The organism is Methylobacterium sp. 092160098-2, from assembly GCF_028920805.1.
GTDB lineage: Bacteria > Pseudomonadota > Alphaproteobacteria > Rhizobiales > Beijerinckiaceae > Methylobacterium > Methylobacterium fujisawaense.
Genome location: NZ_JAQPZJ010000001.1, coordinates 50390 through 72222 on the forward strand (window position 1 = coordinate 50390; position 21833 = coordinate 72222).

A 21833-nucleotide genomic window follows, 5' to 3' on the forward strand; every position below is an offset into this window, starting at 1 on the left:
CCCAATCCCGGAGACGAACCATGCGACTCGCTCTCAGCGCCAGCCTGCTTCTCGCCGGCCTCACCGCCGCCGCCGCCGACACCGCGAAGGATCCGTCCGGCACCTGGCTCACCGGCGACGGCCGCGCCAAGATCCGGATCGATCGCTGCGGGCCCGGTCAGAAGCTCGTCTGCGGCAAGGTCGTCTGGCTCAAGACGCCGACCTTCGACAACGGCGCTCCCCGCACCGATCTCAAGAATCCAGACCCGAAGAAGCGCGCGCGGCCGGTGATCGGCCTGCAGCTCATCGAAGGGCTCAAGCCGGACGACGAGAAATACACCGGCGAACTCTACAACATCGAAGAAGGCAAGATCTATACGGTCAGCCTGGAGCGCGAGAGCGAGGCCGAACTCAACGTCTCGGGCTGCATGCTCAAGATCCTGTGCGGATCCCAGACCTGGACCCGCGTGCCGGACGTGAACCAGCAGGCGGCGAACAAGAACTGAGCGCCTGTCAGATCGATGCGAGGCCGCGCTGCACCGCCGGCCTCGCCAGGATGCTCTCGAGCCATCGCGCCACGTTCGGCAGGGTGTTGATGTCGACGCCCTGCTTGAAGTTCAGCTTCGCCCAGGTGAACGTCGCGATGTCGGCGATGGAATAGTCGTCGGCCAGGAAAGCGCGGCCCTCGAGGCGTCGTTCCAGCACGCCGTACAGACGCTTCGCCTCTGCGGTGAACCGGTCGATCGCGTAGGGCAGCTTCTCGGGCGCGTAGATCTTGAAGTGGTGCGTCTGTCCGAGCATCGGCCCGAAGCCCGCCACCTGCCAGAACAGCCACTCGTCGACGAGGACGCGGGCGCGCTCGTCGGCCGGATAGAACTGCCCGGTTTTCCGGCCGAGATACTGCAGGATCGCGCCTGATTCGAAGACCGAGATCGGCTGTCCGCCGGGACCCTCCGGATCGACGATGGCCGGGATCTTGTTGTTGGGTGAGATCGCCAGGAAATCGGGAGCGAACTGCTCGTTCTTGGCGATATCCACGGGAACGATGCGGTAGGGGAGCCCGCACTCCTCCAGCATGATCGGGATCTTCCAGCCGTTCGGCGTACTCCAGGTATGGACGTCGATCGGCCGCCCGGACACCGCTGCCATGCTCTGTCTGCTCCTGGACCCAATCGTCGGCGGTGCGATGGTCCTCCGCCTTTTCCGGACAACCCCGACAGTGAAGACGATTTCCCGGCCACGCTCAAGGGCATCCCGAGAGCGGGCCTGAGGATTCGACACGGCGTGGCGGCAGCTGTTGGCGGCTGCGGCGCCGGGCTTGCCGTCTCCCGGGGCGAGCGGCGAGACTGCGTCTCGGGCGTCGCAACGACGCCCGAGGGGGAATATCCGATGATCGATCGTCTCGTCAGGATCGCGATCCTGTCCGTGCCGCTGCTCGCCGCCCAGCCTGTCCTCGCCAAGGAGCCGGCCGCCAAGGAGTCGACAGCCAAGGCGCCGCCGGCCTCCGAGGCGCCCTCGGCGGCGCCGGCCTCGCCCGCAGCGAAGCAGCCGAGCCCCGGCCAGTCCGCCGCCCGCGACCGGCAGAAGACCTGCGGCGCCGAGTGGCGCGCTCTGACCGACGCTCAGAAGGCCGCGCAGGGGCCGAAATGGCCGCAGTACTGGAGCAAGTGCAACAAGCGGCTGAAGGGCGGCGATAAAGCTTGAGCCGGTCGCGAACCGCAGCGCTTCTCGATTGTTCAGACATCCGCGGCGGGGCGGCGGGAAAGGCGAGGACATGATGGACCTTCATCCGTCCCCACGGGCGGCGGACGGCGCATCGCGCCGGGTCCGGCATGGCTGAAGCCCCGGTCGCGCCCGCCGCGGATCCGTCGGCCGGGTCGCTTCTCGACCGCGCGGTGGCGTTCCTCGATGCCTGGGTGCCCAAGCCGGCGGCCTGGGCCTTTGCCCTGCGCATCTGGATCGCCATGATGCTGGCGCTGGCGATGGCCTTCTGGCTCCAGCTCGACAGCGCCTCGTCTGCCGCCACCTGCGTGGCGATTCTCGCCCAGCCCAAGCGCGGGCAGGCCATTTCCAAGGCGGTCTACCGCCTTCTCGGCACGCTCATCGGGGCCGCGGTGTCGATCGTCTTCATGGCCCTGTTCGGGCAGGACCGGGTGCTGCTGCTCCTCGGCTTCACCGTCTGGCTCGGCCTCTGCGTCTTCGTCGCCCAGTACCTGCAGGACACACGGGCCTACGGCGCCATGCTGTCCGGCTACACCGTGGCGATCGTCGCCCTGGGCCAGATCGACGACCCGCAGGGCACATTCGACGCCGCCGTGTCCCGCGTCGCCGTGATCGTTCTCGGCATCGTCGTGATCACCTTCATCAACGACGCCCTCGCCTCCCCGAGCACGTGGCGGGCGCTGCTGCCCCAACTCCGCAAGGGCTGGGACGACACGCGGAGCTATGCCCGGGAGACGCTGGAATCCGGCGATCTCGGCGCGACGCGGACCGCCGCGCTGATCCGCACCATCGCGCCGATGCGGGCCGATGCCAGCGCCATCGCGGGCGAACTCGACGACGGCCGGTTCCGTGCGGCCGGCGCGCGCAGCTGCATCGCCGCCTTGTACGCGATGGCGGCCGCGATCCGCAGCGTGGCGGCTGCGGCCGCGTGCCTGCGCCATCCGAGCCCGGCGGTCGCGGAGGCGATGGCGATCTGCCGAAGGGTGGCCGACGCGCCCGATCCCGATGCCCTCGATCGCGACGACGAGCGCCTGCGCGACCTGGTCGATTCCGCGATCCGGGACGGGCACCGGCCCCTCGACGAGGTGGTGGTTCTCCAGCGCGCCCTGGACTTCGTCTGTGCGGCGACCTTCGCGCAGGACGGCATCCGCGCGGTGGCGGACGGCCACGAGCCCCTGCGCGACGCCCGGCTGCCGACCCATCGCGACTTCCCGGTCGCCCTCCGCGGCGCCCTGCGGGTCGCCCTGAGCTTCGCCGTGACGGCCGCCGCCTTCGTGGCGCTCGGCCTGCCGCAGGCCTCCTTCGCGCTGGTCCAGGTGGCCGCCACCGCGGCCCTGTCCTCCGTGACGCCGGATCCGAAGAAATTCGCCAACGGGGTCGTCATCGGGATGACGCTCGCGGCGACCCTTGCGGGCATCGCCCGCTTCGCGCTCCTGAACGGTGTCCAGGGGTTCCCGATGCTGGCGATCGTCATGGCGCCGGTGATCTTCCTCGGCTGCTTCCTGTCGCTGAACCCGAAGACCTTCGGCATCGGCTTCATCCTGATCGTGTTCTTTCCAGTCCTGCTCGGCCCCTCGAATCCGCAGACCTACGACGCCCTGACCTTCTTGCTGAACGCGTTCCTCGTGGTCGCGGCGGCCGTGATCCTGTCGATCGTCGTCCGCTTGGTCCTGCCGGTCACGCCCGCGCAGCAGCGGGGCTTCGCCCTCGATTCGGCCCGGCGGGCGCTCGCCGACGCGCTAATCGGCCAGGGAGGCGACGCCACCACCCGCACCAGCCTGAATGCCGACCGGCTGTTTCAGTTCGCCGGCTACAGCTCGGGGAGCGGCGCCGTGCGGCGGGCGAACCTGCATCACGCCTTCGCCCTCGCCCGTCTGGAGGCCGCCGCCGCCCGGGCCCACGCGGAGCTGCGCCGCCTCTGGTCCATCGAGGCCCTGCGTGGCGCGATCCCGCGGGCACGGGACGCGTTGGCTTCGGGCGACGATCGCGGGCTCGAGACCGCGGCGCGTGACCTGATCCGGGCCGCCGCCGGCCAGGGCCGGGCCGTGCGGCTCACCACCGCCCGCGCGGCCAGCGATCTCGTCACCGCATCACGGACCATCACCCGCCACCGGCGATTCCTCCATCGCCTCGACATCGCGCTCTTCTGACGGGCGACTTCTTCCGGGGTTACCATGCACGAGGACATCCATGTCGGCGGGGTGCTGGTCACGGCCTTCGTCGCCTATGCCCTGGCGGCGTTCGTGATCCTGATCATCCTGCGCTTCGCCTTCGCGCGCCTCCGCTTCAGCCGCTACGTCGCCAACGCCCCGCTCGCCGAGGCCGGCCTCTACGTCTGTGTTCTCGCCCTCCTGATAGCGTTCATCTGATGCCCGACACGACCGCCGACGAGGACGATCCGAAGCCCGCCGCCCGCGACGATGCGCCGGGGCGGCGCGATCCGTTGCCCGCGATCCCGCGCCGGGGCCGAGCCGCCAAGATCTTCCGGCTGGCGGCCACCGGCGTGATCCTGCTCGCCGCGATCCTGGCGGCGGCCTTCGTCTGGGAATTCTATGTGGCGGCGCCCTGGACGCGCGACGGCACGGTCCGGGTGCAGGTCGCCAACATCGCGCCGCAGGTCGCCGGGCAGATCGTCGAGGTCCGCGTCCAGGACAACCATACCGTGCGCAAGGGCGACGTTCTCTACGTCATCGACCCGATCGACTTCGAGGTCGCGGTCGCGTCGGCGGATGCCGAGGTCAAGAACCGCGAGGCCGACCTGCAGGTGAAGAACGCCCAGTCGGCCCGGCGGCAGGCGCTCTCGACGGTGTCGACCTCCGTCGAAGAGAAGCAGCAATTTGCCGGCGCGGCCAAGATCGCCGAGGCGGCGCTGGAGAGCGCCCAGGCGCAATTGCGGCAGGCCAAGGTCAACCTGCAGCGCACCCGGGTGACATCCACCGTCAACGGGCGGGTGACGAACCTGCTGATGCGCGTCGGCGACTATGCCCGGACCGGCACCGCGAACATCAACGTGGTCGACACCGATTCCTTCTGGATCGACGGCTATTTCGAAGAGACCAAGATGTCCAACATCCGGGTCGGTGACACCGCCGACGTGAAGCTGATGGGCTTCGATCCGCATCTCACCGGGACGGTTCACAGCATCACGCTGGGCATCTCCACGGCCAATGCCGCGGCGAGCACGCAGGGGCTGCCGGACGTCAACCCGGTCTATACCTGGGTGCGCCTCGCCCAGCGGGTCCCGGTCCGCATCCGCATCGACCATGTTCCGCCGGGCGTCCCGCTCATCGCCGGCATGACCGCGACCGTGTTCGTCAACGGCGGCCGCGGCCCGGCGCCCAACTGGTTCATGGACCTGCGCGACCGGGTCTCCGCCCTGACGACGCCGGCAGCCGGACCCACCGCGGCGGCCGATCAAAGGTGAATCGCCGCGCCGCTGCGATCCCGATGGCCGGTGATGCGGTTTCCCGGAGACACCACCGCGTGGGAGACTCCGATGAACCGATGGCTTGGACTCGCCTGCCTCCTGCTGACCGCAGGGCCCGCCGCGGCCGCGCCGCTGAAGGCGGCGGTGTTCGACTTCCAGTTCTCGAACCTGTCCCCGGTTCCGAGCGATGCAGCGGACGCCGCGCGCCTCGAGCGGGTGAGCGCCGAACTGCGCGCTCTGCTGGAGAGAAAGGGCCTGTACATCGTGATCTCGACCGATCCGGTCCGGGCGGCGGTCGCCAAGAGTGCGGACCTGCGGCGCTGCAACGGCTGTGCGGATGACTTCGCCCGCGAACTCGGCGCCGACGTCGCCATCACCGGCGAGGTGCAGAAGGTCTCGAACCTGATCCTCAACCTGAACGTCTACGTGAAGCCCCTCACCGGCGACGCGCCCGAGCGGGCCTACAGCGTCGACCTGCGCGGTAACACGGACGAGTCCTTCGACCGCGGTATTCGCTTTCTCGTCGAGAACACTATGGGTGCCGGCAAGTAACGCGCCCCCCAGCCGATATTTCGCAGCGCCGAAGGATCGATCCAAGTGATTGACGGGCTTGGCGCTGCACTGCGATCCCCCGGCGATGTCGTGCGAGGTGCCGCTGTGCCGGCAAAATGGCTATTGACGGCTCGGCAAGACGGGCGCAGTCTCCACCTGTGCTTGGCGAAAGCCGGCACCGACCGGACGGAAACCTTGACGGTGTCAGGTTTCGTAAGACGTCCGGTTGCCGGAAGCTGGAGGAGACAGGGATGACTCCACCGCAGCGGAAAGCCGCCTAGACGGTTCAGGGACAGGTTCGGCCCGGAACTTAGCGGCAGCACACGGACAGCCGGACGGACGCGGCTCCAGGGGCGCAGAAGCGGCCAATTATGGCGCGCCTTCGAACACGCAAAATGCCCCACTTTGAGCCGTTCCGCCGCGGTTTCCCTAAGACAGAAGCTGCTGGTCCATTGCCTGCCCGGCCTCGCCGTGGCGGGATTTCGTCGTGGCCCCGAGGGCGGCCGGCTCACCGCCTGTCTGCGCGGAGCTGAGCCCGGAAGGCAGGCCTGCCGTCACGACGCGATCTTGCACCGACGGTGGTTCGAGCGCCCGGGCGCGCCGTCCGCGCTCCGGGTCAATCGGCCTGCGATGTCGCCGCGCCGATGGCTCGGCCCACACGCGATATCCCAGAGCTGGCCCGCTTCGCGCCGCTCGGGCCATCGGGTGTCAATCGATCCCGAGCTTAGCCTTGAGCAGCGCGTTCACCGCCGCGGGATTTGCCTTGCCGCCCGTGGCCTTCATGGTCTGGCCGACGAACCAGCCCAGCAGAGTCGGCTTCTCCTTGGCCTGGGCGACCTTGTCGGGATTGGCCGCGATGATCTGATCCACCGCCGCCTCGATGGCGCCCGTGTCGGTCACCTGCTTCATGCCGCGGCTCTCGACGATGGCGCGCGGGTTGCCGCCCTCGGTCCAGACGATCTCGAACAGGTCCTTGGCGATCTTGCCGGAGATCACGCCCTCGCCGATCAGGTCGATGATCGCGCCGAGCTGGTCCGCCGAGACCGGCGTCGATTCGATGGACAGGCCCTCCTTGTTGAGGCGCCCGAACAGCTCGTTGATCACCCAGTTGGCCGCGGCCTTGCCGTCCCGGCCCTTGGCCACCGCCTCGTAGTAGTCGGCGGAGGCACGCTCGGCGACCAGCACGCCGGCGTCGTAGGGCGAGAGGCCGAATGCGGAGACGAACCGCGCCTTCTTGGCATCCGGCAGCTCGGGCAGCCCCTCGGCCAGGGCGTCGACATAGGCCTGGTCGAATTCGAGCGGCAGCAGGTCCGGATCGGGGAAGTAGCGATAATCGTGCGCCTCTTCCTTGGAGCGCATCGAGCGCGTCTCGCCCTTGGTCGGGTCGAAAAGGCGCGTCTCCTGGTCGATCTTTCCACCGTCCTCGAGGATGGCGATCTGGCGCCGCGCCTCGGTCTCGATCGCCTGCCCGATGAAGCGGATCGAGTTGACGTTCTTGATCTCGCAGCGGGTGCCCAGCGGCTCGCCGGGGCGGCGCACCGAGACGTTCACGTCGGCGCGGAGCGATCCCTTCTCCATGTCGCCGTCGCAGGTGCCGAGGTAGCGCAGGATCGTGCGCAGCTTGGTCACGTAGGCCTTCGCCTCCTCGGAGGAGCGCAGGTCGGGCCGGGAGACGATCTCCATCAGCGCCACGCCCGAGCGGTTGAGGTCCACGAAGCTCCGGGTCGGGTCCTGATCGTGCAGCGACTTGCCGGCATCCTGCTCGAGGTGCAGGCGCTCGATGCCCACGGTGATCGACGCACCGTCGGGCAGATCCACGAGAACTTCGCCCTCGCCGACGATCGGATCCTTGTACTGCGAGATCTGATAGCCCTGGGGCAGATCCGGGTAGAAGTAGTTCTTCCTGTCGAACACCGACCGCAGGTTGATCTTGGCCTTCAGGCCGAGGCCGGTGCGCACCGCCTGGGCCACGCATTCCGCATTGATCACCGGCAGCATCCCGGGCATCGCGGCATCGACCAGGGAGACGTGGTCGTTGGGTTCCCCGCCGAATTCCGTCGAGGCGCCGGAGAACAGCTTCGCCCGGCTGGACACCTGGGCGTGGATCTCCATGCCGACGATCACCTCCCAATCGTGGAGGCCGCCCTTGATCAGCTTCTTGGGGTCGACGGGTGCGTTCATGGTCGTCCGGGCCGAGAAAAGGAGCTTGGCGTGATCCCCCCACCCACGCCCTCATCCTGAGGTGCTGCGCAGCAGCCGCGAAGGAGGGCTCCAGGGATCGCGCGGCCGGCTGGAGGCCTCCATCGAGGCCCGCTCACGCGGGCACCTCGGGACGAGGGCGCGGGTGGGCGTGGATGTCGTCCGGTCACTTACGGGCGGCGTCGCGAAAAGATCAAGCGCGGCGTCTGACCGCCTGCCGGGCGCCGTAGCCGAGGATGGCCCAGAGGAGAGCCGCGACGGCGCGCACCGGGAAAAAGGTCGGGCCGTCGCGGGTGATCGGCGCCGGCCAGGGGATGCCGGCGGCGCTGACCGCGTAGGAGAACAGCACCGAGAATCCGAGCGCCGCGATCGCCGCGATGAAGACCTTGCCGAACTGGCTGGCGGTCCAGCCGAGATAGACCGCCACCACGATCAGCGCGGGGTCGAACCCGGCCCAGATCCAGATCGTCCAGGGGTAATAGGGGACGGTCATGACCACCACGGCTCGGGCAGGACGGTGCGGCCCGCCGCTTCCTCGATCACCTGCGCGACCGCGAACAGCGTCTCCTCGTCGAAGGGCCGGCCGATGAGCTGGAGCCCGAGGGGCAGGCCCTGGCCATCGAGCCCCGCCGGCACGGCGATGCCCGGGAGGCCCGCCATGTTCACCGTCACGGTGAACACGTCGTTGAGGTACATCTCCACCGGGTCGGCCGAGGCCTTCTCGCCGATGCCGAAGGCGGCCGACGGCGTCGCCGGCGTGAGGATCGCGTCGACTCCGGCGGCGTAGGCCGCCTCGAAGTCACGCTTGATCAGCGTGCGGATCTTCTGCGCGCGGACGTAATAGGCGTCGTAGTAGCCGGCCGAGAGCACGTAGGTGCCGATCATGATCCGGCGCTTTACCTCGCGGCCGAAGCCGGCGGCCCGGGTGTTCTCGTACATCCCGGCGATGTCCTTGCCGGGCACGCGCAGGCCGTAGCGGACGCCGTCGTAGCGCGCCAGATTCGAGGAGGCTTCCGCCGGGGCCACGATGTAGTAGGCCGGCAGCGCGTAGGCGGTGTGCGGCAGCGAGATCTCCCGGATCGTCGCACCGGCAGCCTTGAGCCACGCGGCGCCCTCGTCCCAGAGCTTGTGGATCTCGGCGGGCATGCCGTCGACCCGGTACTCCTTCGGGATGCCGATGGTGAGGCCCTTCACGCCGCGCGACACGGCCGCTTCGAAATCGGGCACCGCCAGGTCGGTACAGGTCGTATCCCTGGGATCGGGGCCCGCCATGGAGCCGAGGAGGATGGCGCAGTCGCGCACCGTCCGGGCGATCGGGCCCGCCTGGTCGAGGGAGGAGGCGAAGGCCACAGTACCCCAGCGCGAGCACCGCCCGTAGGTCGGCTTGATCCCCACCGTGCCGGTGAAGGCGGCGGGCTGCCGGATGGAGCCGCCGGTATCGGTCGCGGTGGCGCCGAGGCAGAGCCGCGCGGCGACCGCCGCGGCGGAGCCGCCCGAGGAGCCGCCGGGCACGATCTGCGTGTCCGATCCCTTGCGCCGCCAGGGCGAGACCACGTTGCCGTAGGCACTGGTCTCGTTGGACGAGCCCATGGCGAATTCGTCGAGATTGAGCTTCCCGAGCATCACGGCGCCGTCGCGCCACAGATTGGCCGACACGGCCGATTCGTAATGCGGCTCGAAGGTTTCGAGGATCTTGGAGCCCGCCGTGGTCGTCACGCCGTGCGTGCAGAACAGGTCCTTGATGCCGAGGGGGATACCCTCGAGGGGGCGGCCCTCGCCCGATGCGATCTTCCGGTCGGAAGCCTCGGCCATCGCCAGGGCGCGGTCCGGGGTCTCCCGGATATACGCGTTCAGGACGCGGGCCTTGGCCATGGCGTCGAGATGCGCCTGGGTCAGCTCGCGGGCCGAGATCCGCTTTGCCTTCAGGGCATCGCGCGCTTCGGCCAGGGTGAGTTCGTTCGGATCCACGCTGTTCACGTCCCCGCGCGCGCTGTCGCGCGCCTGCCCGCCAGAAATCCGGTCCGCAAGGTCCGGGCCGTCCTCGGCCTACTCGACCACCTTCGGGACCAGGAAGTAATTGTCCTCGGTCTCGGGCGCGTTGGCGACGACGTCGGCGGCGCGGCCGCCCTCGGTGACGACGTCCTCGCGCTTCTTCATCGCCATCGGCGTCACCGAGGTCATCGGCTCGACGCCCGTGACGTCGACCGTGCCGAGTTGCTCGACAAAGGCAAGGATGGCGTTCAGCTCGCCCTGCAGCGGCCCGACTTCGTCGTCGGTGACCGCGATCCGCGCCAGATGCGCGATGCGCCGAACCGTCTTCTCGTCGACCGACATGCCGTCCCGTTCGTCCCTGCCCGGGAGCACTCTCCCGAAGTCGGTCGGGCTATAGCATCGGCGCTCGACGCGCTGCAACGCGGGTCGAAGCGGACGGGAGGCCGGCGTGCCGGAGCAGACGAAGGCCGGCCCGGGCGACGCCACCGGGACCGAACCCGCAGGCCGACACTCGTGTGGGGCCGATCAGGTCACGACGTGGTGGGGCGTCACCGACATCTCGATGGTGATTCCCGGTTGCCGGACCGGCTGGATCATGGCTTGGGTGAAGCCCGCGACCAGGATCTCGAAGGCGAGGAGCAGCATCCAGCGGTGCTTGCGCGGCATCGCCCGCCGATATCCGGACGGTGCGGAACAGGAGAGCTGGCCGTTCGTCGACAAGGCGGGCCCCTACAGTGTGGTTTAACGGAACATTAACCTACCTAGACGCGAACGGCTCCGCGCGCACCGGGGGCGATCTGCGCAGGAGCTGAAGCCTGTGGACGGTGGAGCGGGATCGATGTGGGAGCAGGTTTTCGCGGATCTCGCGCCGGGCTTCGTGCCGGACGAAGGGGCTCTCGACCGTGCGGCGGCGGATCTCGGCTTTCCGCTGCCGGCCTCCTATCGCGCCTTCTGCCGAACCTGCGGCGTCGGCCTCGCGGGGGGGCAGTTCCGCATCGCCGTGCCGGCGCCGTTCGCGGCCTGCGATCTGGTGACCCAGGCGGGGCTCATCGCCCACAGCGTCGGTGCCGCCGTCGCCATGTTGGAAGAGGGCGCGGAGCCGCACCGCTTCGATGTCGAGGGCGGCGAAGCGAGCGTCGTCGAGCGCGCCTGCTTCTTCGGCGCGGGCGAGGATGGCAGCTTCCTGTTCTGGGACGTCTCCGGGACGGACGGCGAGTACGACGTCTGGCTGCTCGCGCCCGATCTGGAGACGGTGCGGTTCGGCGGCGAGAGCCTCGACGATTTCTTCACCCGGGTCGCCGCGCCGTCCGCGGCGCTGGTTCTGGGGCCGGGCGCGGAGCCCCTCCCCGCCCGGTTCGAGGGTATTGCCGAGGCCACCCTGGCGCGCACCGAACAGGCGGAGTCATGAACTTCGACGCGATCCGCGCCTTCGCGGCCGAGTCCCGCGGCGGCGCCCGGTTGATCGGCATCGATCTCGGCACCAAGACGATCGGGCTCGCCCTGTCGGATCTCGGCCGCCAGATCGCGACACCCCTGGAGACGATCCGCCGGGTGAAGTTCACCCCCGACGCGCAGCGGCTCGCGACCCTCTGCCGGCAGCACGCGGTCGGCGGCCTGGTGGTCGGGCTGCCGCTCAACATGGATGGCAGCGAGGGGCCGCGGGTGCAGTCGACCCGCGCCTTCATGCGCAACCTCGCGCCGATCCTCCCCCTGCCCCACGTCTTCTTCGACGAGCGTCTCTCGACCGCTGTGGTCACCCGCGCGCTGATCGAGGCCGACGCCTCCCGGGCGCGGCGCGGCGAACTCGTGGACAAGCTCGCCGCCGCCTACATCCTGCAGGGCTGCCTCGACGTCATGCGCAATCTCGCCGACGCCGATGCCGACACCGAGGACGATTTCCTCAGCGACTGACCAGGGAGACCGTGCCGCTGCCGTGGCGCTCGATCCGTCCGTCGAGCTCCAGTTCCAGAAGCACGCTCTGCACGGTCCGAGCGCCGACCCCGGCGCTCCGGGCCAGCTCGTCGGTGCCCACCGGGCTCGGGCCGAGCAGGGCGACGATCCGCGCCCGGTCATCCGCGGGCTGGGGCGGCTCGTCTTCGCAGACGGGGCGGCCGGCAGCCTCGCGGTCGGGCCACAGCGGGATCGGATCGCAATCCGCGCCGGTCGCGTCGAACTCGATCTCGTCCCAGAAATCCGGCTGCTCGGCGAGGTCCGGCCGACCGCGCGCCGGCGCCGCCTCCGCGTCCGGGCCGCGCTCGATGATCGGGCCCAGCACCTCGACGACGTGGGCGACCTCGGAGACGAGGGTGGCGCCCTGGCGGATCAGGTCGTTGGTGCCCTCGGCGCGCGGGTCCAGCGGCGAGCCCGGGACCGCGAAGACCTCCCGGTTCTGCTCCAGGGCGTAGCGCGCCGTGATCAGCGAGCCGGAGCGGCGGGCGGCCTCGACCACGACGGTCCCGTAGGACAGGCCGGAGATGATCCGGTTGCGCCGCGGGAAGTCGCGTCCGCGGGGCTCCCAGCCCATGGGCATCTCGGCCAGGACGGCGCCGCCCTCCCCCAGGATGGCCTCGACCAGGGCCGCGTGGCTCGCCGGGTAGATCCGATCCTGGCCGCCCGCCATTACGGCGATGGTTCCTGTCGGAAGGCTGGCCCTGTGCGCCCGGGCGTCGATCCCGCGGGCGAGGCCCGAGACCACCGTGAGGCCGGCCTCCCCGAGGCCGCGGGCCAGCCGCTCCGTGAAGGCGAGCCCTGCCGTCGAGGCGTTGCGCGAACCGACGAGCGCAACGGCCGGGCGGTTCAGGATGCCGGCGCCGCGCAGGGCCAGGAGCGGCGGCGCCGCGTCGACCTGCGCGAGGAGCCGGGGATAGTCCGCCTCGCCCGTGGCGATCAGGCGGCCGTCGAGGCGGGCGAGCGCCGCGATCTCGGCCTCGGCTTCGCTGCGCGTCGGAGGCGTGATCCGCCGACCCTGGCGGCCTGCGAGATCCGGAAGGGCGTCCAGGGCGGCCGCCGCGCCGCCGAACCGGTTCACCAGCCTCCGGAAGGTGCGCGGCCCGACGCCCTCGGTCCGGATCAGCCGCAGCCAGTCGAGCCGCTGCGCGTCGGTGAGCTGCATGCACTTCCCCAAGGTCCGCGCGTGGCGCGCGTGCGCTCAGCCTTTCTGGCCGATGCGCCCCTCGGTGCCGTTTGCGAGCCGGCGGATGTTGGGCGCGTGCTTCCACCATAGCAGCACGGCCAAGATGAGGAACAGCAAAGCTTGGGCCGGCGCACCGAGAGCCCACAGGGCCAAGGGTGTCGCCGCGGATGCCGCAAGTGCCGCCAGCGACGAATACTTGAGCGCGAAAGCGAGCCCGAGCCAGATCGCTGCAAAGAGACCGAGCGCCGCGGCATTGAAGGCCAGGAGCACGCCGATGAAGGTCGCGACACCCTTGCCGCCTTTGAATCCGAGCCAGATGGGGAACAGGTGCCCCAGGAACGCACCGAGCCCCGCGGCGAGCGCCGCACCCTCGCCCAGGTTTTTGGCGAGCAGGACGGCGACAGTTCCCTTGAGGGCGTCACCCAGCAGGGTCGCCGCGGCAAGGCCCTTGCGGCCGGTCCGCAGCACGTTGGTGGCGCCGATATTGCCCGAGCCGATGGCCCGCACGTCGCCGAGGCCGGCGAATTTGGTCAGGATCAGCCCGAACGGAATCGAGCCCAGGGCGTAGCCGAGGGCGAGGCCGCCGAGGGCGGCCGGGGTCGCGAGATCGGGAAGCATCATGCGGCGGCCGCGAGATCGTCGATCGCGTGGACGATCCGACCACCGACCAGCGTCAGCACCGCCGCGCCCTGGAGGCGCGCCTCGTCGAACGGGGAATTCTTGGAGCGCGACTTCAGCCGGCGCTTGTCGAGGACGTAGGGCAGATCGGGATCGATCAGGACCAGGTCGGCGGGGGCACCGACCGCCAGCCGGCCAGCCTCGCGGCCGAGGACCCGCGCCGGGTTCACGGTGAGCGCGGCGATAAGCTTGGGCAGCGCCAGGTCGCCGGTATGGACGAGGCGCATCGCGGCGCCGAGCAGGGTCTCGATGCCCAGTGCCCCATCCGCCGCCTCGGCGAAGGGCAGGCGCTTGGTCTCGACGTCCTGCGGGTTGTGATCCGACACGACGACGTCGATCACACCCTCGTCCAGGGCGCGCACCACCGCCTGCCGGTCGGTCTCGTGGCGCAGGGGCGGCGAGAGCCGGCAGAAGGTGCGGTAATGGCCGATGTCGTTCTCGTTGAGGACGAGGTTGTTCACCGAGACGCCGCAGGTCACCGGCAGGCCGTCCTGCTTCGCCCGCCGGACGATCTCGACCGAATCGGCGCAGGAGATCATCGCCGCGTGGTAGCGGGCGCCGGTGAGCCGTACGAGGCGGATGTCCCGCTCCAGCATCACGGTCTCCGCCTCGCGGGGGATCCCCATCAGCCCGAGGCGCGAGGCGAGCTCGCCCTCGTTCATCACGCCCTCGGCGACGAGAGACGCTTCCTCCACGTGCTGCACGATCAGGGCGTCGAAATCCCGGGCATAGGTCAGGGCGCGACGCAGCACCTGGGCGTTCGCCACGGCCCGCAGCCCGTCCGTGAAGGCGACCGCGCCGGCCTCCTTGAGCAGGCCGAACTCGGTCATTTCCCGGCCGGCAAGCCCCTTGGTGATGGCGGCCGCCGGCAGGACGTTGACGCTCGCCGTGTCGCGGGCGCGGCGGAGCACGAAATCGACGATGGCCGGCTCGTCGATCACCGGGTTGGTGTCGGGCATGCAGACGAGCGTCGTGACGCCGCCCGCGGCCGCCGCGGCGCTCGCCGAGGCCAGGGTCTCGCGGTGCTCGGCCCCCGGCTCGCCCACGAAGGCGCGCATGTCGATCAGCCCGGGGGTCAGCACGCGGCCCGCGCAATCGACGCGCTTCGCGTCGGCCGGGGCACCCGGCGCCGCGCCGGCGGCGATGTCGGCGATGCGGCCGTCCCGTACCAGCACCGCGCCGGCGGTCTCGTGGCCGGTTTCGGGATCGAGGAGGTTGGCGTTCGCCAGAAGATAGCTGCTCACAGGGGCGCCCTCGCGGAAGAGGCCGGGCCGTCGAGGCGCATGGCGAGGCCGGCTGCCGCCATGTGCGCCTTCGCCTCGGCGACGCTCGCCTGCCCGAAATGGAAGATGGAGGCCGCCAGCACGGCGCTGGCGCCGCCCTCGGCCACGCCGGCCACGAGGTCGTCGAGGCCGCCGACGCCGCCCGAGGCGATCACCGGCACGGTGACGGCGTCGCTGATCGCCCGCGTCAGCGCGAGGTCGTAGCCGGAGCGGGTGCCGTCCTTGTCCATGGAGGTCACGAGCAGCTCGCCGGCGCCCTTCTCGGCCACCAGCCGCGCGAAGGCCACGGCGTCGATCCCCGTCGGGTCGCGGCCGCCATGGGTGAAGATCTCCCAGGCGGCCGGCGCGCCGGGCGGCGAGACGCGCTTGGCGTCGATCGCGACGACGATGCACTGCGCGCCGAACTTCTCGGCGGCCCGGGCCACGAGGTCGGGATCCTTCACGGCCGCGGTGTTGATCGCGACCTTGTCGGCGCCGGCCAGCAGCAGGGCGCGGACGTCCTCGACGGTGCGCACGCCGCCGCCCACGGTGAGCGGCATGAAGCAGGCCTCGGCGGTGCGGCTGACGATGTCGAGCAGCGTGCCGCGGGCCTCGCGGCTCGCCGTGATGTCGAGGAAGCACAGCTCGTCGGCGCCGGCCGCGTCGTAGACTTTGGCGGCCTCGACGGGATCGCCGGCGTCGCGCAGGCCCTCGAAGCGCACGCCCTTCACGACGCGCCCCTCCTTCACGTCGAGGCAGGGGATGATGCGGGTCTTCAGCACGGGCGCCGTCTCATATCGCAGGCCTCAGACTATCACGCGGCCGGGCCGCGCGCCGCAGCGATCGCCGCCAGGGCCGCCTCCGGATCGATGCGGCCGTCGTAGAGTGCCCGGCCCGTGATCGCGCCGGCGATCAGCGCGCAATCCGGCTGCAGCAGCCGGTGCACGTCGTCGATCGACGCGAGGCCGCCCGAGGCGATCACCGGGATGCGCACGGCCTCTGCGAGTGCCAGGGTCATCTCGACGTTGAGGCCCTTCAGGATGCCATCGCGGGCGATGTCGGTGTAGATGATCGCCGCGACGCCCGCGTCCTCGAACCGGCGCCCCAGCTCCTCCGCAGTCATGCTGGAGGTCTGGGCCCAGCCCTCGACCGCGACGCGGCCGTCCTTGGCGTCGATCCCGACCGCGATCTTGCCCGGATACTTGCGGGCGGCCTCCCGGACGAAGCCGGGATCGCGCACCGCCGCGGTGCCGATGATCGCCCGGGCGACGCCCTTGCTCAGCCAGCCCTCCAGAGTCTTCATCTCGCGGATGCCGCCGCCGAGCTGGACCGGGATCTTCACCCGCGCCAGGATGCCGTCGACGGCCTCCGCGTTCCGCGGCGCGCCCGCGAAGGCGCCGTCGAGATCGACCACGTGGAGCCAGGAGAAGCCCTGCGACTCGAAGATCGCGGCCTGCGCGGCCGGATCGTCGCCGAAGACCTTGGCCTGCGCCATGTCCCCCTGGATGAGGCGGACGCAACGCCCCTCTTTCAGGTCGATCGCCGGGTACAGGATCACGGGCGCTTCTGTCCTTCTTGCCTGGGCCGAACGGCGCTCACGGGCGCCAGTTCAGGAAGTTGGCGATGAGCGCGAGGCCCAGCCGCTGGCTCTTCTCGGGGTGGAACTGCGTGCCGGCGACATTGTCGCGGGCGACGAGGGCGGTGACCGGGCCACCGTACTCGGCGCGCGCCACCACGTCGTCCGGGCGTTCCGCATTGAGCGCGTAGCTGTGCACGAAATAGGCGTGCAGCCCGTCATCGCCGGTGGGAATGCCGGCGAGCAGGGGATGGTCGCGCTCGGTCCGCAGGGTGTTCCAGCCCATATGGGGGACCTTCAGGGTCGGATCCGACGGCCGGATCGGACCGACATCGCCGGGAATCCAGCCGAGGCCCGGCGTCGTGGTATATTCCAACCCGCGGGTTGCCAGGAGCTGCATCCCCACGCAGATCCCGAGGAACGGGCGCCCCGCCTCGTGCGCGACCTGGGTCATCGCCTCGACCATGCCGGGAACGGCATCGAGCCCGCGGCGGCAATCCGCGAAGGCGCCGACACCGGGCAGCACGACGCGGTCGGCCGCGGCCACCACCTCCGGATCCGAGGTCAGGCAGATACGCGCATCGCGCCCGCTCTCGCGGGCGGCGCGCTCGAAGGCCTTGGCGGCGGAATGGAGGTTGCCCGACCCGTAATCGATGATCGCGACGGTCTCGGTGCTCATGCGCGTCTCGCCCGGACTCTCACCGGGCGCCTTCCTGGGCGGGGAACAGCCCGATCACCGGCTCGGACCGCCGGCTGGGACCGCTCGGGAACGGGGCCCGCGGCGTTGTCGGGCTGGCTTCGAGCCAGCGGTTCAGGGCCCGGGCCTCGGCCTCCTCGGGCGTCGCGGCGATGACCGCGTCACGCGCCGGCCAGCCGCGCCGGGCCAGGGTCCAGCGGCGTAGGCTCGACGCTTCGAGGCCGATCAGCCAAGCGGCCAGCAGGGAGACGATCAGGCCGGCACCGGTCGGCAACCCGAGCACGAAGCCGGCCGCGGCCAATGCCACGAGGCCGACGAGGACGACCAGGGCGGCGATCCAGAGGCGGTGGAACAGGAACCACAGCACCGTGAAGGCGAAGGCCGGCCAGGAAAAGCCGTCCCGCACCAGCACGGCCCGGTCGAGTTCGACCGACTCGCCCGGCCGCGCATCGGCCGGCAGGTGGAGCGTGTAGCTGCGCATCCGCATCGCGAAACTCCGACAGCGTGCGCCGCGACGGCCGCGTGGCCGATCCGGGCGCCCGGCGACAACAGGTCTACAGGGAGCCCTTGGTGGAGGGAACGCGCCCCTCCTCCCGCGGATCGATCGCCACGGCCTTCCGCAAGGCCCGGGCCAGCCCCTTGTAGCAGCTCTCCGCGATGTGGTGGGCGTTGTCGCCGTAGAGAGTCTCCACGTGGAGGGTCAGGCCGGCATTCATCGCGAAGGCCTGGAACCACTCGCGCACCAGCTCGGTGTCGAAGCTCCCGATCTTCTCCACGCGGAAGGCGGTGCGGAACACCAGGAAGGGGCGACCCGAGATGTCGACGCAGACCCGGGTCAGCGCCTCGTCCATCGGCAGGTGGATGTCGGCGTAGCGCGTGACGCCGCGCTTGTCGCCGAGCGCCTTGGCGAAGGCCTGGCCCAGGGCGATGCCGCAATCCTCGGCCGAATGGTGCTGGTCGATATGCAGGTCGCCCACGACCTTCACGTCCAGGTCGAACAGGGCGTGCCGCGCCAGCAGATCCAGCATGTGGTCGAGGAAGCCGATCCCGGTGGCGATGTTGGATCGCCCGGTCCCGTCGAGATGGACGGTGACCGCGATATCGGTTTCCGCGGTCTTCCGGCTGATGGAGGCGCTGCGCATTTCGGTCTGGACTTCGCGTCTGGGGCGGCCGCGGCCGCCCGCGCCTTCTAGAGGGACTCGCCGCCGAATGGAAAGGGCGGCCGGCTACCCGTTGAGGACCCGTCCCGCCACGGCGTCGAGCTTGGCGAGCAATGCCGGATCCCGGACTGCGGGCGCCGTCATGATCGCGCCGTCGAGCGCCCGGTGCGCGCCCGCCGGGCACGGCTCGCGCTCGGCCGGGAAATCGCGGGCGAGACGGGCGACGAGCCGCGCCGCCTTGTCGGCGTTGGCCCGGGCGACCGCGATCACCGAGGCGACGTCCACCGCGTCGTGGCCCGGGTGCCAGCAATCGAAGTCGGTGACCATCGCGATGGTGGCGTAGGTGATCTCCGCTTCGCGGGCGAGCTTGGCCTCGGGCATGTTGGTCATGCCGATCACGTCGAAGCCCTGAGCCTTGTAGGCCCGGGATTCGGCGAGCGACGAGAATTGCGGCCCCTCCATGCAGACATAGGTGCCGCCGCGATGCACCGCGATGTCCTCGGCCTTCGCGGCGACGGCGATCCGCGCCTGCAGCCCCGGACCGATCGGATGGGCGAGGGACACGTGGGCGACGCAGCCGTCGCCGAAGAACGAGGTGGCGCGCCCGTGGGTGCGGTCGACGAACTGGTCGACGAGCACGAAGAGGCCCGGCGGCAGCTCCTCGCGGAACGAGCCGCAGGCCGAGAGGGCGACGAGGTCGGTGACCCCGGCCCGCTTCAGGACGTCGATATTGGCGCGGTAGTTGATGCCCGACGGCGAGAGCCGGTGTCCCCGCCCGTGCCGGGCCAGGAACACGACCTTGGTCTCGCCGATCCGCCCGATGCGCAGGGCGTCCGAGGGCTCGCCCCAGGGCGACGTCACGCGCTCCTCGCGCACGTCCTCGAGACCCGGCAGGTCGTAGACGCCGGACCCGCCCATCACTCCGAGGACCGCTGCCGTCATGAAGGTATTCCCCTGGTCGCGCAGCGCATAACGGCCGCCTGATCCATCCGCCACCTCATCCTGAGGTGTCGGAGCGAAGCGGAGGCCTCGAAGGAGGGCTCCAGAATTCGCAGCGATCTCTGGAGCCGTCCTTCGAGGCTGCTGCGCAGCACCTCAGGATGAGGTTGAGGGATGGTTCAACCCGCTTCCGTCCAGCCGATCGTCGCGGTGGCCACGGGTTAACATGGCGATCCAGCCCAAAAAAGATGGGCCCCCTTTCGGGAGCCCATCCATCTCGTCGATCGCGGCAGCGCGCCTCAGTAGGTCTTGTGCAGCTCCGGCTGGAGGCCGTGCACCTCGCCGCCGACATCGGCCCAGATCTTCTTCTTCACGTAGTAGAGCAGTGCCGACAGGATGATGAGGAACAGGATCACCCGGAAGCCCAGGGCCTTGCGGTCCATCATGTGCGGCTCGGCCGCCCACATCAGGAAGGCCGAGACGTCCTTGCCGTATTGATCGACCGTCTCGGGCACGACCGGCTGGCCCTGATCGTTCTTCGGGTAGGAGACCTGCCCGTCGGTGATCGGCGGCGGCATCGCGATGATGTGGCCGGGATAGTACTTGTTGTAGTGACCACCCTCCGGCAGGGCGAAGTCCTTCGGGGGCTCCTCGTAGCCGTTGAGCAGGGCGTGGATGTAGTCGGGGCCCTGCTCCGAGTAGCCGACGAAGGGCAGCCAGTCGGTCAGGAAGTAGAGCGAGCCCCGGGAGAAGGTCCGCGCCTTGGCGATGACCGAGAAGTCCGGCGGGGCCTTGCCGCCGTTGGCCGCCGCTGCGGCCTGATCGTTCGGGAAGGGCGGCGGGAAGGTGTCGGCGGGCCGGCCGGGCCGCTCGAACATCTCGCCGGCATCGTTCGGGCCGTCCTTCACCTGATAGGTCGCCGCGAGGGCCTTCACCTGCCCGGCGGTGAAGTCCGGTCCGCCCTCCTGGGCGAGGTTGCGGAAGGAGACCAGCTTCATCGAGTGGCAGGCGGAGCAGACCTCCTTGTAGACCTGGAAGCCGCGCTGCAGCTGCGCGGTGTCGAAGCGGCCGAACACGCCGGCGAAGCTCCAGTTCACGCGGGCCGGGATCGGCCCGCCATGCCCTTCCTGGGCGGAGACCGGCACGGCGCCGATCAGCAGAACCGCCAGGGCGGCCGCGGCGGTCGTCGAGAGGACGCGGGTCATCATCATGGTCCTGTCGTCAGCCCGTCAACCTTTGGTGGTCGGTGCGGCGGCAGCGCCCGCCGGCATGCCGGATCCGCTCACCTGCTTGCCCGGCCCGGTCACGCTCTCGAGGATCGAGCCCGGCAGCTTCTTCGGCGTCTCGAACAGGCCGCAGAGCGGCATGACGATCAGGAAGTGCGCGAAGTAGTAGATGGTGCAGACCTGAGCGGCCAGCACGTAGCCCCCCTCCGGCGGCTGCGAGCCGAGCCAGCCGAGCAACAGGGTCGCGCCGATGAACACCCAGAAGAACTGGCGGTAGAGCGGCCGGTAGTTGCACGAGCGGATCCGCGACGTGTCGAGCCACGGCGCGAAGGCCAGGATGATCACCGCCGAGAACATCAGGATAACGCCCCCGAGCTTGCTCGGGACCGCACGCAGGATCGCGTAGAACGGCAGGAAGTACCATTCGGGCACGATGTGCGCCGGCGTCACGGCCGGGTTCGCCTGGATGTAGTTGTCGGCGTGGCCGAGGAAGTTCGGCTGGTAGAACAGGAACCAGGCAAACAGGATCATGAACACGCAGGTGGCGAAGACGTCCTTGATCGTCGCGTAGGGCGTGAACGGCACCGCGTCCTTGCCCGACTTGATCGGGATGCCGGCCGGGTTGTTCTGGCCGGTGACGTGCAGCGCCCACACGTGCAGCACGACCACGCCGGCGATCATCCACGGCAGCAGGTAGTGCAGCGAGAAGAAGCGGTTCACGGTCGGGTTGCCCACCGAGTAGCCGCCCCAGAGCAGGGTCTGGATCGTGTCGCCGACCACCGGGATCGCCGCCAGGATGTTGGTGATGACGGTGGCGCCCCAGAAGCTCATCTGGCCCCAGGGCAGCGTGTAGCCCAGGAAGGCCGTGGCCATCATCAGCAGGTAGATGACGACGCCGAGGATGTAGAGCACCTCGCGCGGGGCCTTGTACGACCCGTAGTAGAGCGCGCGGAACATGTGGACGTAGACGGCCACGAAGAACATCGAGGCGCCGTTGGCATGCGCGTAGCGCAGCAGCCATCCATAGTTCACATCGCGCATGATCTTCTCGACGGAGGTGAAGGCACCCGTCGCCGAAGGCTCATAGTGCATCGCCAGCCAGACGCCGGTGACGATCTGGATGCCCAGGAAGGCGGCGAGGATCGCCCCGAAGGTCCAGAAGTAGTTGAGGTTCCGCGGAACCGGGTAGGCAATGAAGGACGAGTGCACCAGCCCGGCGATGGGCAGGCGCGCTTCGAACCATTTGGCTACGCGGCTCTTGGGGACGTAGGTGCTGGCCGTTCCGCTCATG

At 69.9% G+C, this 21833-nt stretch carries 25 protein-coding genes; 8 read left to right on the plus strand and 17 right to left on the minus strand.

The annotated features are described in order from the left end of the window. Window positions 1-20 precede the first annotated feature (20 nt). Window positions 21-485, plus strand: coding sequence for a DUF2147 domain-containing protein (locus PQI07_RS00245; RefSeq protein ID WP_043347075.1), 465 nt, complete (start codon window positions 21-23; stop codon window positions 483-485). 7 nt (window positions 486-492) lie between these two features. Here PQI07_RS00245 and PQI07_RS00250 read toward each other — a convergent pair whose 3' ends face one another. Next, window positions 493-1128: a glutathione S-transferase N-terminal domain-containing protein gene (locus tag PQI07_RS00250; protein WP_274925774.1), complete on the minus strand. Its 636-nt coding sequence runs from the start codon at window positions 1126-1128 to the stop codon at window positions 493-495. A gap of 240 nt (window positions 1129-1368) precedes the next feature. Here PQI07_RS00250 and PQI07_RS00255 point away from each other — a divergent pair, with 240 nt between their 5' ends. The 5 genes from PQI07_RS00255 (at window position 1369) to PQI07_RS00275 (ending at window position 5680) form a co-directional block, all read left to right on the plus strand. Then, complete coding sequence (locus PQI07_RS00255) at window positions 1369-1683, plus strand: hypothetical protein (RefSeq protein ID WP_053608680.1); 315 nt, start codon at window positions 1369-1371, stop codon at window positions 1681-1683. A gap of 128 nt (window positions 1684-1811) precedes the next feature. Next, complete coding sequence (locus PQI07_RS00260; RefSeq protein ID WP_274925775.1) at window positions 1812-3851, plus strand: FUSC family protein; 2040 nt, start codon at window positions 1812-1814, stop codon at window positions 3849-3851. A 24-nt stretch (window positions 3852-3875) separates the two neighbouring features. Next, window positions 3876-4070, plus strand: coding sequence for a DUF1656 domain-containing protein (locus tag PQI07_RS00265; protein ID WP_043347071.1), 195 nt, complete (start codon window positions 3876-3878; stop codon window positions 4068-4070). Beyond that, complete coding sequence (locus PQI07_RS00270; protein ID WP_274925776.1) at window positions 4070-5125, plus strand: HlyD family secretion protein; 1056 nt, start codon at window positions 4070-4072, stop codon at window positions 5123-5125. The genes PQI07_RS00265 and PQI07_RS00270 overlap by 1 nt, the downstream gene beginning before the upstream one ends. A gap of 72 nt (window positions 5126-5197) precedes the next feature. Next, window positions 5198-5680, plus strand: coding sequence for a DUF3280 domain-containing protein (locus tag PQI07_RS00275; protein WP_274925777.1), 483 nt, complete (start codon window positions 5198-5200; stop codon window positions 5678-5680). A gap of 708 nt (window positions 5681-6388) precedes the next feature. Here the strand turns inward: PQI07_RS00275 and gatB are convergent. The 5 genes from gatB to PQI07_RS00300 all read right to left on the minus strand — a co-directional run bounded on the left by gatB (window position 6389) and on the right by PQI07_RS00300 (window position 10537). After that, window positions 6389-7861: an Asp-tRNA(Asn)/Glu-tRNA(Gln) amidotransferase subunit GatB gene (gene gatB / locus PQI07_RS00280; protein ID WP_179698182.1), complete on the minus strand. Its 1473-nt coding sequence runs from the start codon at window positions 7859-7861 to the stop codon at window positions 6389-6391. Between the two features lie 211 nt (window positions 7862-8072). Next, on the minus strand, window positions 8073-8372 hold the full coding sequence (locus tag PQI07_RS00285) for a hypothetical protein (protein WP_043354732.1): 300 nt from the start codon (window positions 8370-8372) through the stop codon (window positions 8073-8075). Next, window positions 8369-9847, minus strand: coding sequence for an Asp-tRNA(Asn)/Glu-tRNA(Gln) amidotransferase subunit GatA (gene gatA, locus PQI07_RS00290; RefSeq protein ID WP_274925778.1), 1479 nt, complete (start codon window positions 9845-9847; stop codon window positions 8369-8371). Before gatA ends, PQI07_RS00285 begins: the two co-directional genes overlap by 4 nt. A 78-nt stretch (window positions 9848-9925) precedes the next feature. Then, a complete protein-coding gene (gene gatC / locus PQI07_RS00295) occupies window positions 9926-10213 on the minus strand; it encodes an Asp-tRNA(Asn)/Glu-tRNA(Gln) amidotransferase subunit GatC (protein WP_043355468.1) in 288 nt (95 codons plus the stop codon). Window positions 10214-10396: 183 nt separating this feature from the next. Further along, window positions 10397-10537, minus strand: a complete 141-nt coding sequence (locus tag PQI07_RS00300) for a hypothetical protein (RefSeq protein ID WP_164706408.1) — start codon at window positions 10535-10537, stop codon at window positions 10397-10399. A 172-nt stretch (window positions 10538-10709) separates the two neighbouring features. Here PQI07_RS00300 and PQI07_RS00305 point away from each other — a divergent pair, with 172 nt between their 5' ends. Continuing rightward, window positions 10710-11279 (plus strand): SMI1/KNR4 family protein, encoded by a 570-nt coding sequence (locus tag PQI07_RS00305; RefSeq protein WP_043383676.1) that lies wholly within the window; start codon window positions 10710-10712, stop codon window positions 11277-11279. Beyond that, window positions 11276-11782 (plus strand): Holliday junction resolvase RuvX, encoded by a 507-nt coding sequence (gene ruvX, locus PQI07_RS00310; RefSeq protein WP_043355472.1) that lies wholly within the window; start codon window positions 11276-11278, stop codon window positions 11780-11782. The genes PQI07_RS00305 and ruvX overlap by 4 nt, the downstream gene beginning before the upstream one ends. Here ruvX and dprA read toward each other — a convergent pair. From dprA to PQI07_RS00365, 11 genes are all read right to left on the minus strand, one after another. After that, window positions 11772-12983, minus strand: a complete 1212-nt coding sequence (gene dprA / locus PQI07_RS00315) for a DNA-processing protein DprA (RefSeq protein WP_043383674.1) — start codon at window positions 12981-12983, stop codon at window positions 11772-11774. The genes ruvX and dprA overlap by 11 nt on opposite strands. A gap of 36 nt (window positions 12984-13019) precedes the next feature. Continuing rightward, window positions 13020-13622, minus strand: coding sequence for a glycerol-3-phosphate 1-O-acyltransferase PlsY (plsY, locus tag PQI07_RS00320; RefSeq protein ID WP_043383753.1), 603 nt, complete (start codon window positions 13620-13622; stop codon window positions 13020-13022). Continuing rightward, complete coding sequence (locus PQI07_RS00325) at window positions 13622-14926, minus strand: dihydroorotase (protein WP_274925779.1); 1305 nt, start codon at window positions 14924-14926, stop codon at window positions 13622-13624. Before PQI07_RS00325 ends, plsY begins: the two co-directional genes overlap by 1 nt. Next, on the minus strand, window positions 14923-15726 hold the full coding sequence (gene hisF, locus PQI07_RS00330; protein WP_274925780.1) for an imidazole glycerol phosphate synthase subunit HisF: 804 nt from the start codon (window positions 15724-15726) through the stop codon (window positions 14923-14925). Before hisF ends, PQI07_RS00325 begins: the two co-directional genes overlap by 4 nt. A 32-nt stretch (window positions 15727-15758) precedes the next feature. Continuing rightward, on the minus strand, window positions 15759-16502 hold the full coding sequence (gene hisA / locus PQI07_RS00335; protein WP_274925781.1) for a 1-(5-phosphoribosyl)-5-[(5-phosphoribosylamino)methylideneamino]imidazole-4-carboxamide isomerase: 744 nt from the start codon (window positions 16500-16502) through the stop codon (window positions 15759-15761). 37 nt (window positions 16503-16539) lie between these two features. After that, on the minus strand, window positions 16540-17199 hold the full coding sequence (gene hisH, locus PQI07_RS00340) for an imidazole glycerol phosphate synthase subunit HisH (RefSeq protein ID WP_043351441.1): 660 nt from the start codon (window positions 17197-17199) through the stop codon (window positions 16540-16542). Between the two features lie 19 nt (window positions 17200-17218). Beyond that, window positions 17219-17698, minus strand: a complete 480-nt coding sequence (locus tag PQI07_RS00345; RefSeq protein ID WP_043351449.1) for a DUF2628 domain-containing protein — start codon at window positions 17696-17698, stop codon at window positions 17219-17221. Window positions 17699-17771: 73 nt separating this feature from the next. Continuing rightward, complete coding sequence (gene hisB, locus PQI07_RS00350; RefSeq protein ID WP_043755573.1) at window positions 17772-18359, minus strand: imidazoleglycerol-phosphate dehydratase HisB; 588 nt, start codon at window positions 18357-18359, stop codon at window positions 17772-17774. 84 nt (window positions 18360-18443) lie between these two features. Continuing rightward, complete coding sequence (locus PQI07_RS00355; RefSeq protein WP_274925782.1) at window positions 18444-19319, minus strand: S-methyl-5'-thioadenosine phosphorylase; 876 nt, start codon at window positions 19317-19319, stop codon at window positions 18444-18446. 296 nt (window positions 19320-19615) lie between these two features. After that, a complete protein-coding gene (locus PQI07_RS00360) occupies window positions 19616-20527 on the minus strand; it encodes a cytochrome c1 (protein WP_274925783.1) in 912 nt (303 codons plus the stop codon). An 18-nt stretch (window positions 20528-20545) separates the two neighbouring features. Further along, entirely contained in the window at window positions 20546-21832 is a 1287-nt protein-coding gene (locus tag PQI07_RS00365) for a cytochrome b (protein WP_043351447.1), read from the minus strand. Window position 21833: the final 1 nt, after the last annotated feature.

Excerpts from the sequence above, each read along its gene's own strand:
- PQI07_RS00245 (WP_043347075.1), top strand. The coding sequence starts at position 21 with ATGCGACTCGCTCTCAGCGCCAGCCTGCTTCTCGCCGGCCTCACCGCC.
- PQI07_RS00250 (WP_274925774.1), bottom strand. The coding sequence starts at position 1,128 with ATGGCAGCGGTGTCCGGGCGGCCGATCGACGTCCATACCTGGAGTACG.
- PQI07_RS00255 (WP_053608680.1), top strand. The coding sequence starts at position 1,369 with ATGATCGATCGTCTCGTCAGGATCGCGATCCTGTCCGTGCCGCTGCTC.
- PQI07_RS00260 (WP_274925775.1), top strand. The coding sequence starts at position 1,812 with ATGGCTGAAGCCCCGGTCGCGCCCGCCGCGGATCCGTCGGCCGGGTCG.
- PQI07_RS00265 (WP_043347071.1), top strand. The coding sequence starts at position 3,876 with ATGCACGAGGACATCCATGTCGGCGGGGTGCTGGTCACGGCCTTCGTC.
- PQI07_RS00270 (WP_274925776.1), top strand. The coding sequence starts at position 4,070 with ATGCCCGACACGACCGCCGACGAGGACGATCCGAAGCCCGCCGCCCGC.
- PQI07_RS00275 (WP_274925777.1), top strand. The coding sequence starts at position 5,198 with ATGAACCGATGGCTTGGACTCGCCTGCCTCCTGCTGACCGCAGGGCCC.
- gatB (WP_179698182.1), bottom strand. The coding sequence starts at position 7,861 with ATGAACGCACCCGTCGACCCCAAGAAGCTGATCAAGGGCGGCCTCCAC.
- PQI07_RS00285 (WP_043354732.1), bottom strand. The coding sequence starts at position 8,372 with ATGACCGTCCCCTATTACCCCTGGACGATCTGGATCTGGGCCGGGTTC.
- gatC (WP_043355468.1), bottom strand. The coding sequence starts at position 10,213 with ATGTCGGTCGACGAGAAGACGGTTCGGCGCATCGCGCATCTGGCGCGG.
- PQI07_RS00300 (WP_164706408.1), bottom strand. The coding sequence starts at position 10,537 with ATGCCGCGCAAGCACCGCTGGATGCTGCTCCTCGCCTTCGAGATCCTG.
- PQI07_RS00305 (WP_043383676.1), top strand. The coding sequence starts at position 10,710 with ATGTGGGAGCAGGTTTTCGCGGATCTCGCGCCGGGCTTCGTGCCGGAC.
- ruvX (WP_043355472.1), top strand. The coding sequence starts at position 11,276 with ATGAACTTCGACGCGATCCGCGCCTTCGCGGCCGAGTCCCGCGGCGGC.
- dprA (WP_043383674.1), bottom strand. The coding sequence starts at position 12,983 with ATGCAGCTCACCGACGCGCAGCGGCTCGACTGGCTGCGGCTGATCCGG.
- plsY (WP_043383753.1), bottom strand. The coding sequence starts at position 13,622 with ATGCTTCCCGATCTCGCGACCCCGGCCGCCCTCGGCGGCCTCGCCCTC.
- hisH (WP_043351441.1), bottom strand. The coding sequence starts at position 17,199 with ATGAGCACCGAGACCGTCGCGATCATCGATTACGGGTCGGGCAACCTC.
- PQI07_RS00345 (WP_043351449.1), bottom strand. The coding sequence starts at position 17,698 with ATGCGCAGCTACACGCTCCACCTGCCGGCCGATGCGCGGCCGGGCGAG.
- hisB (WP_043755573.1), bottom strand. The coding sequence starts at position 18,359 with ATGCGCAGCGCCTCCATCAGCCGGAAGACCGCGGAAACCGATATCGCG.
- PQI07_RS00355 (WP_274925782.1), bottom strand. The coding sequence starts at position 19,319 with ATGACGGCAGCGGTCCTCGGAGTGATGGGCGGGTCCGGCGTCTACGAC.
- PQI07_RS00360 (WP_274925783.1), bottom strand. The coding sequence starts at position 20,527 with ATGATGATGACCCGCGTCCTCTCGACGACCGCCGCGGCCGCCCTGGCG.
- PQI07_RS00365 (WP_043351447.1), bottom strand. The coding sequence starts at position 21,832 with ATGAGCGGAACGGCCAGCACCTACGTCCCCAAGAGCCGCGTAGCCAAA.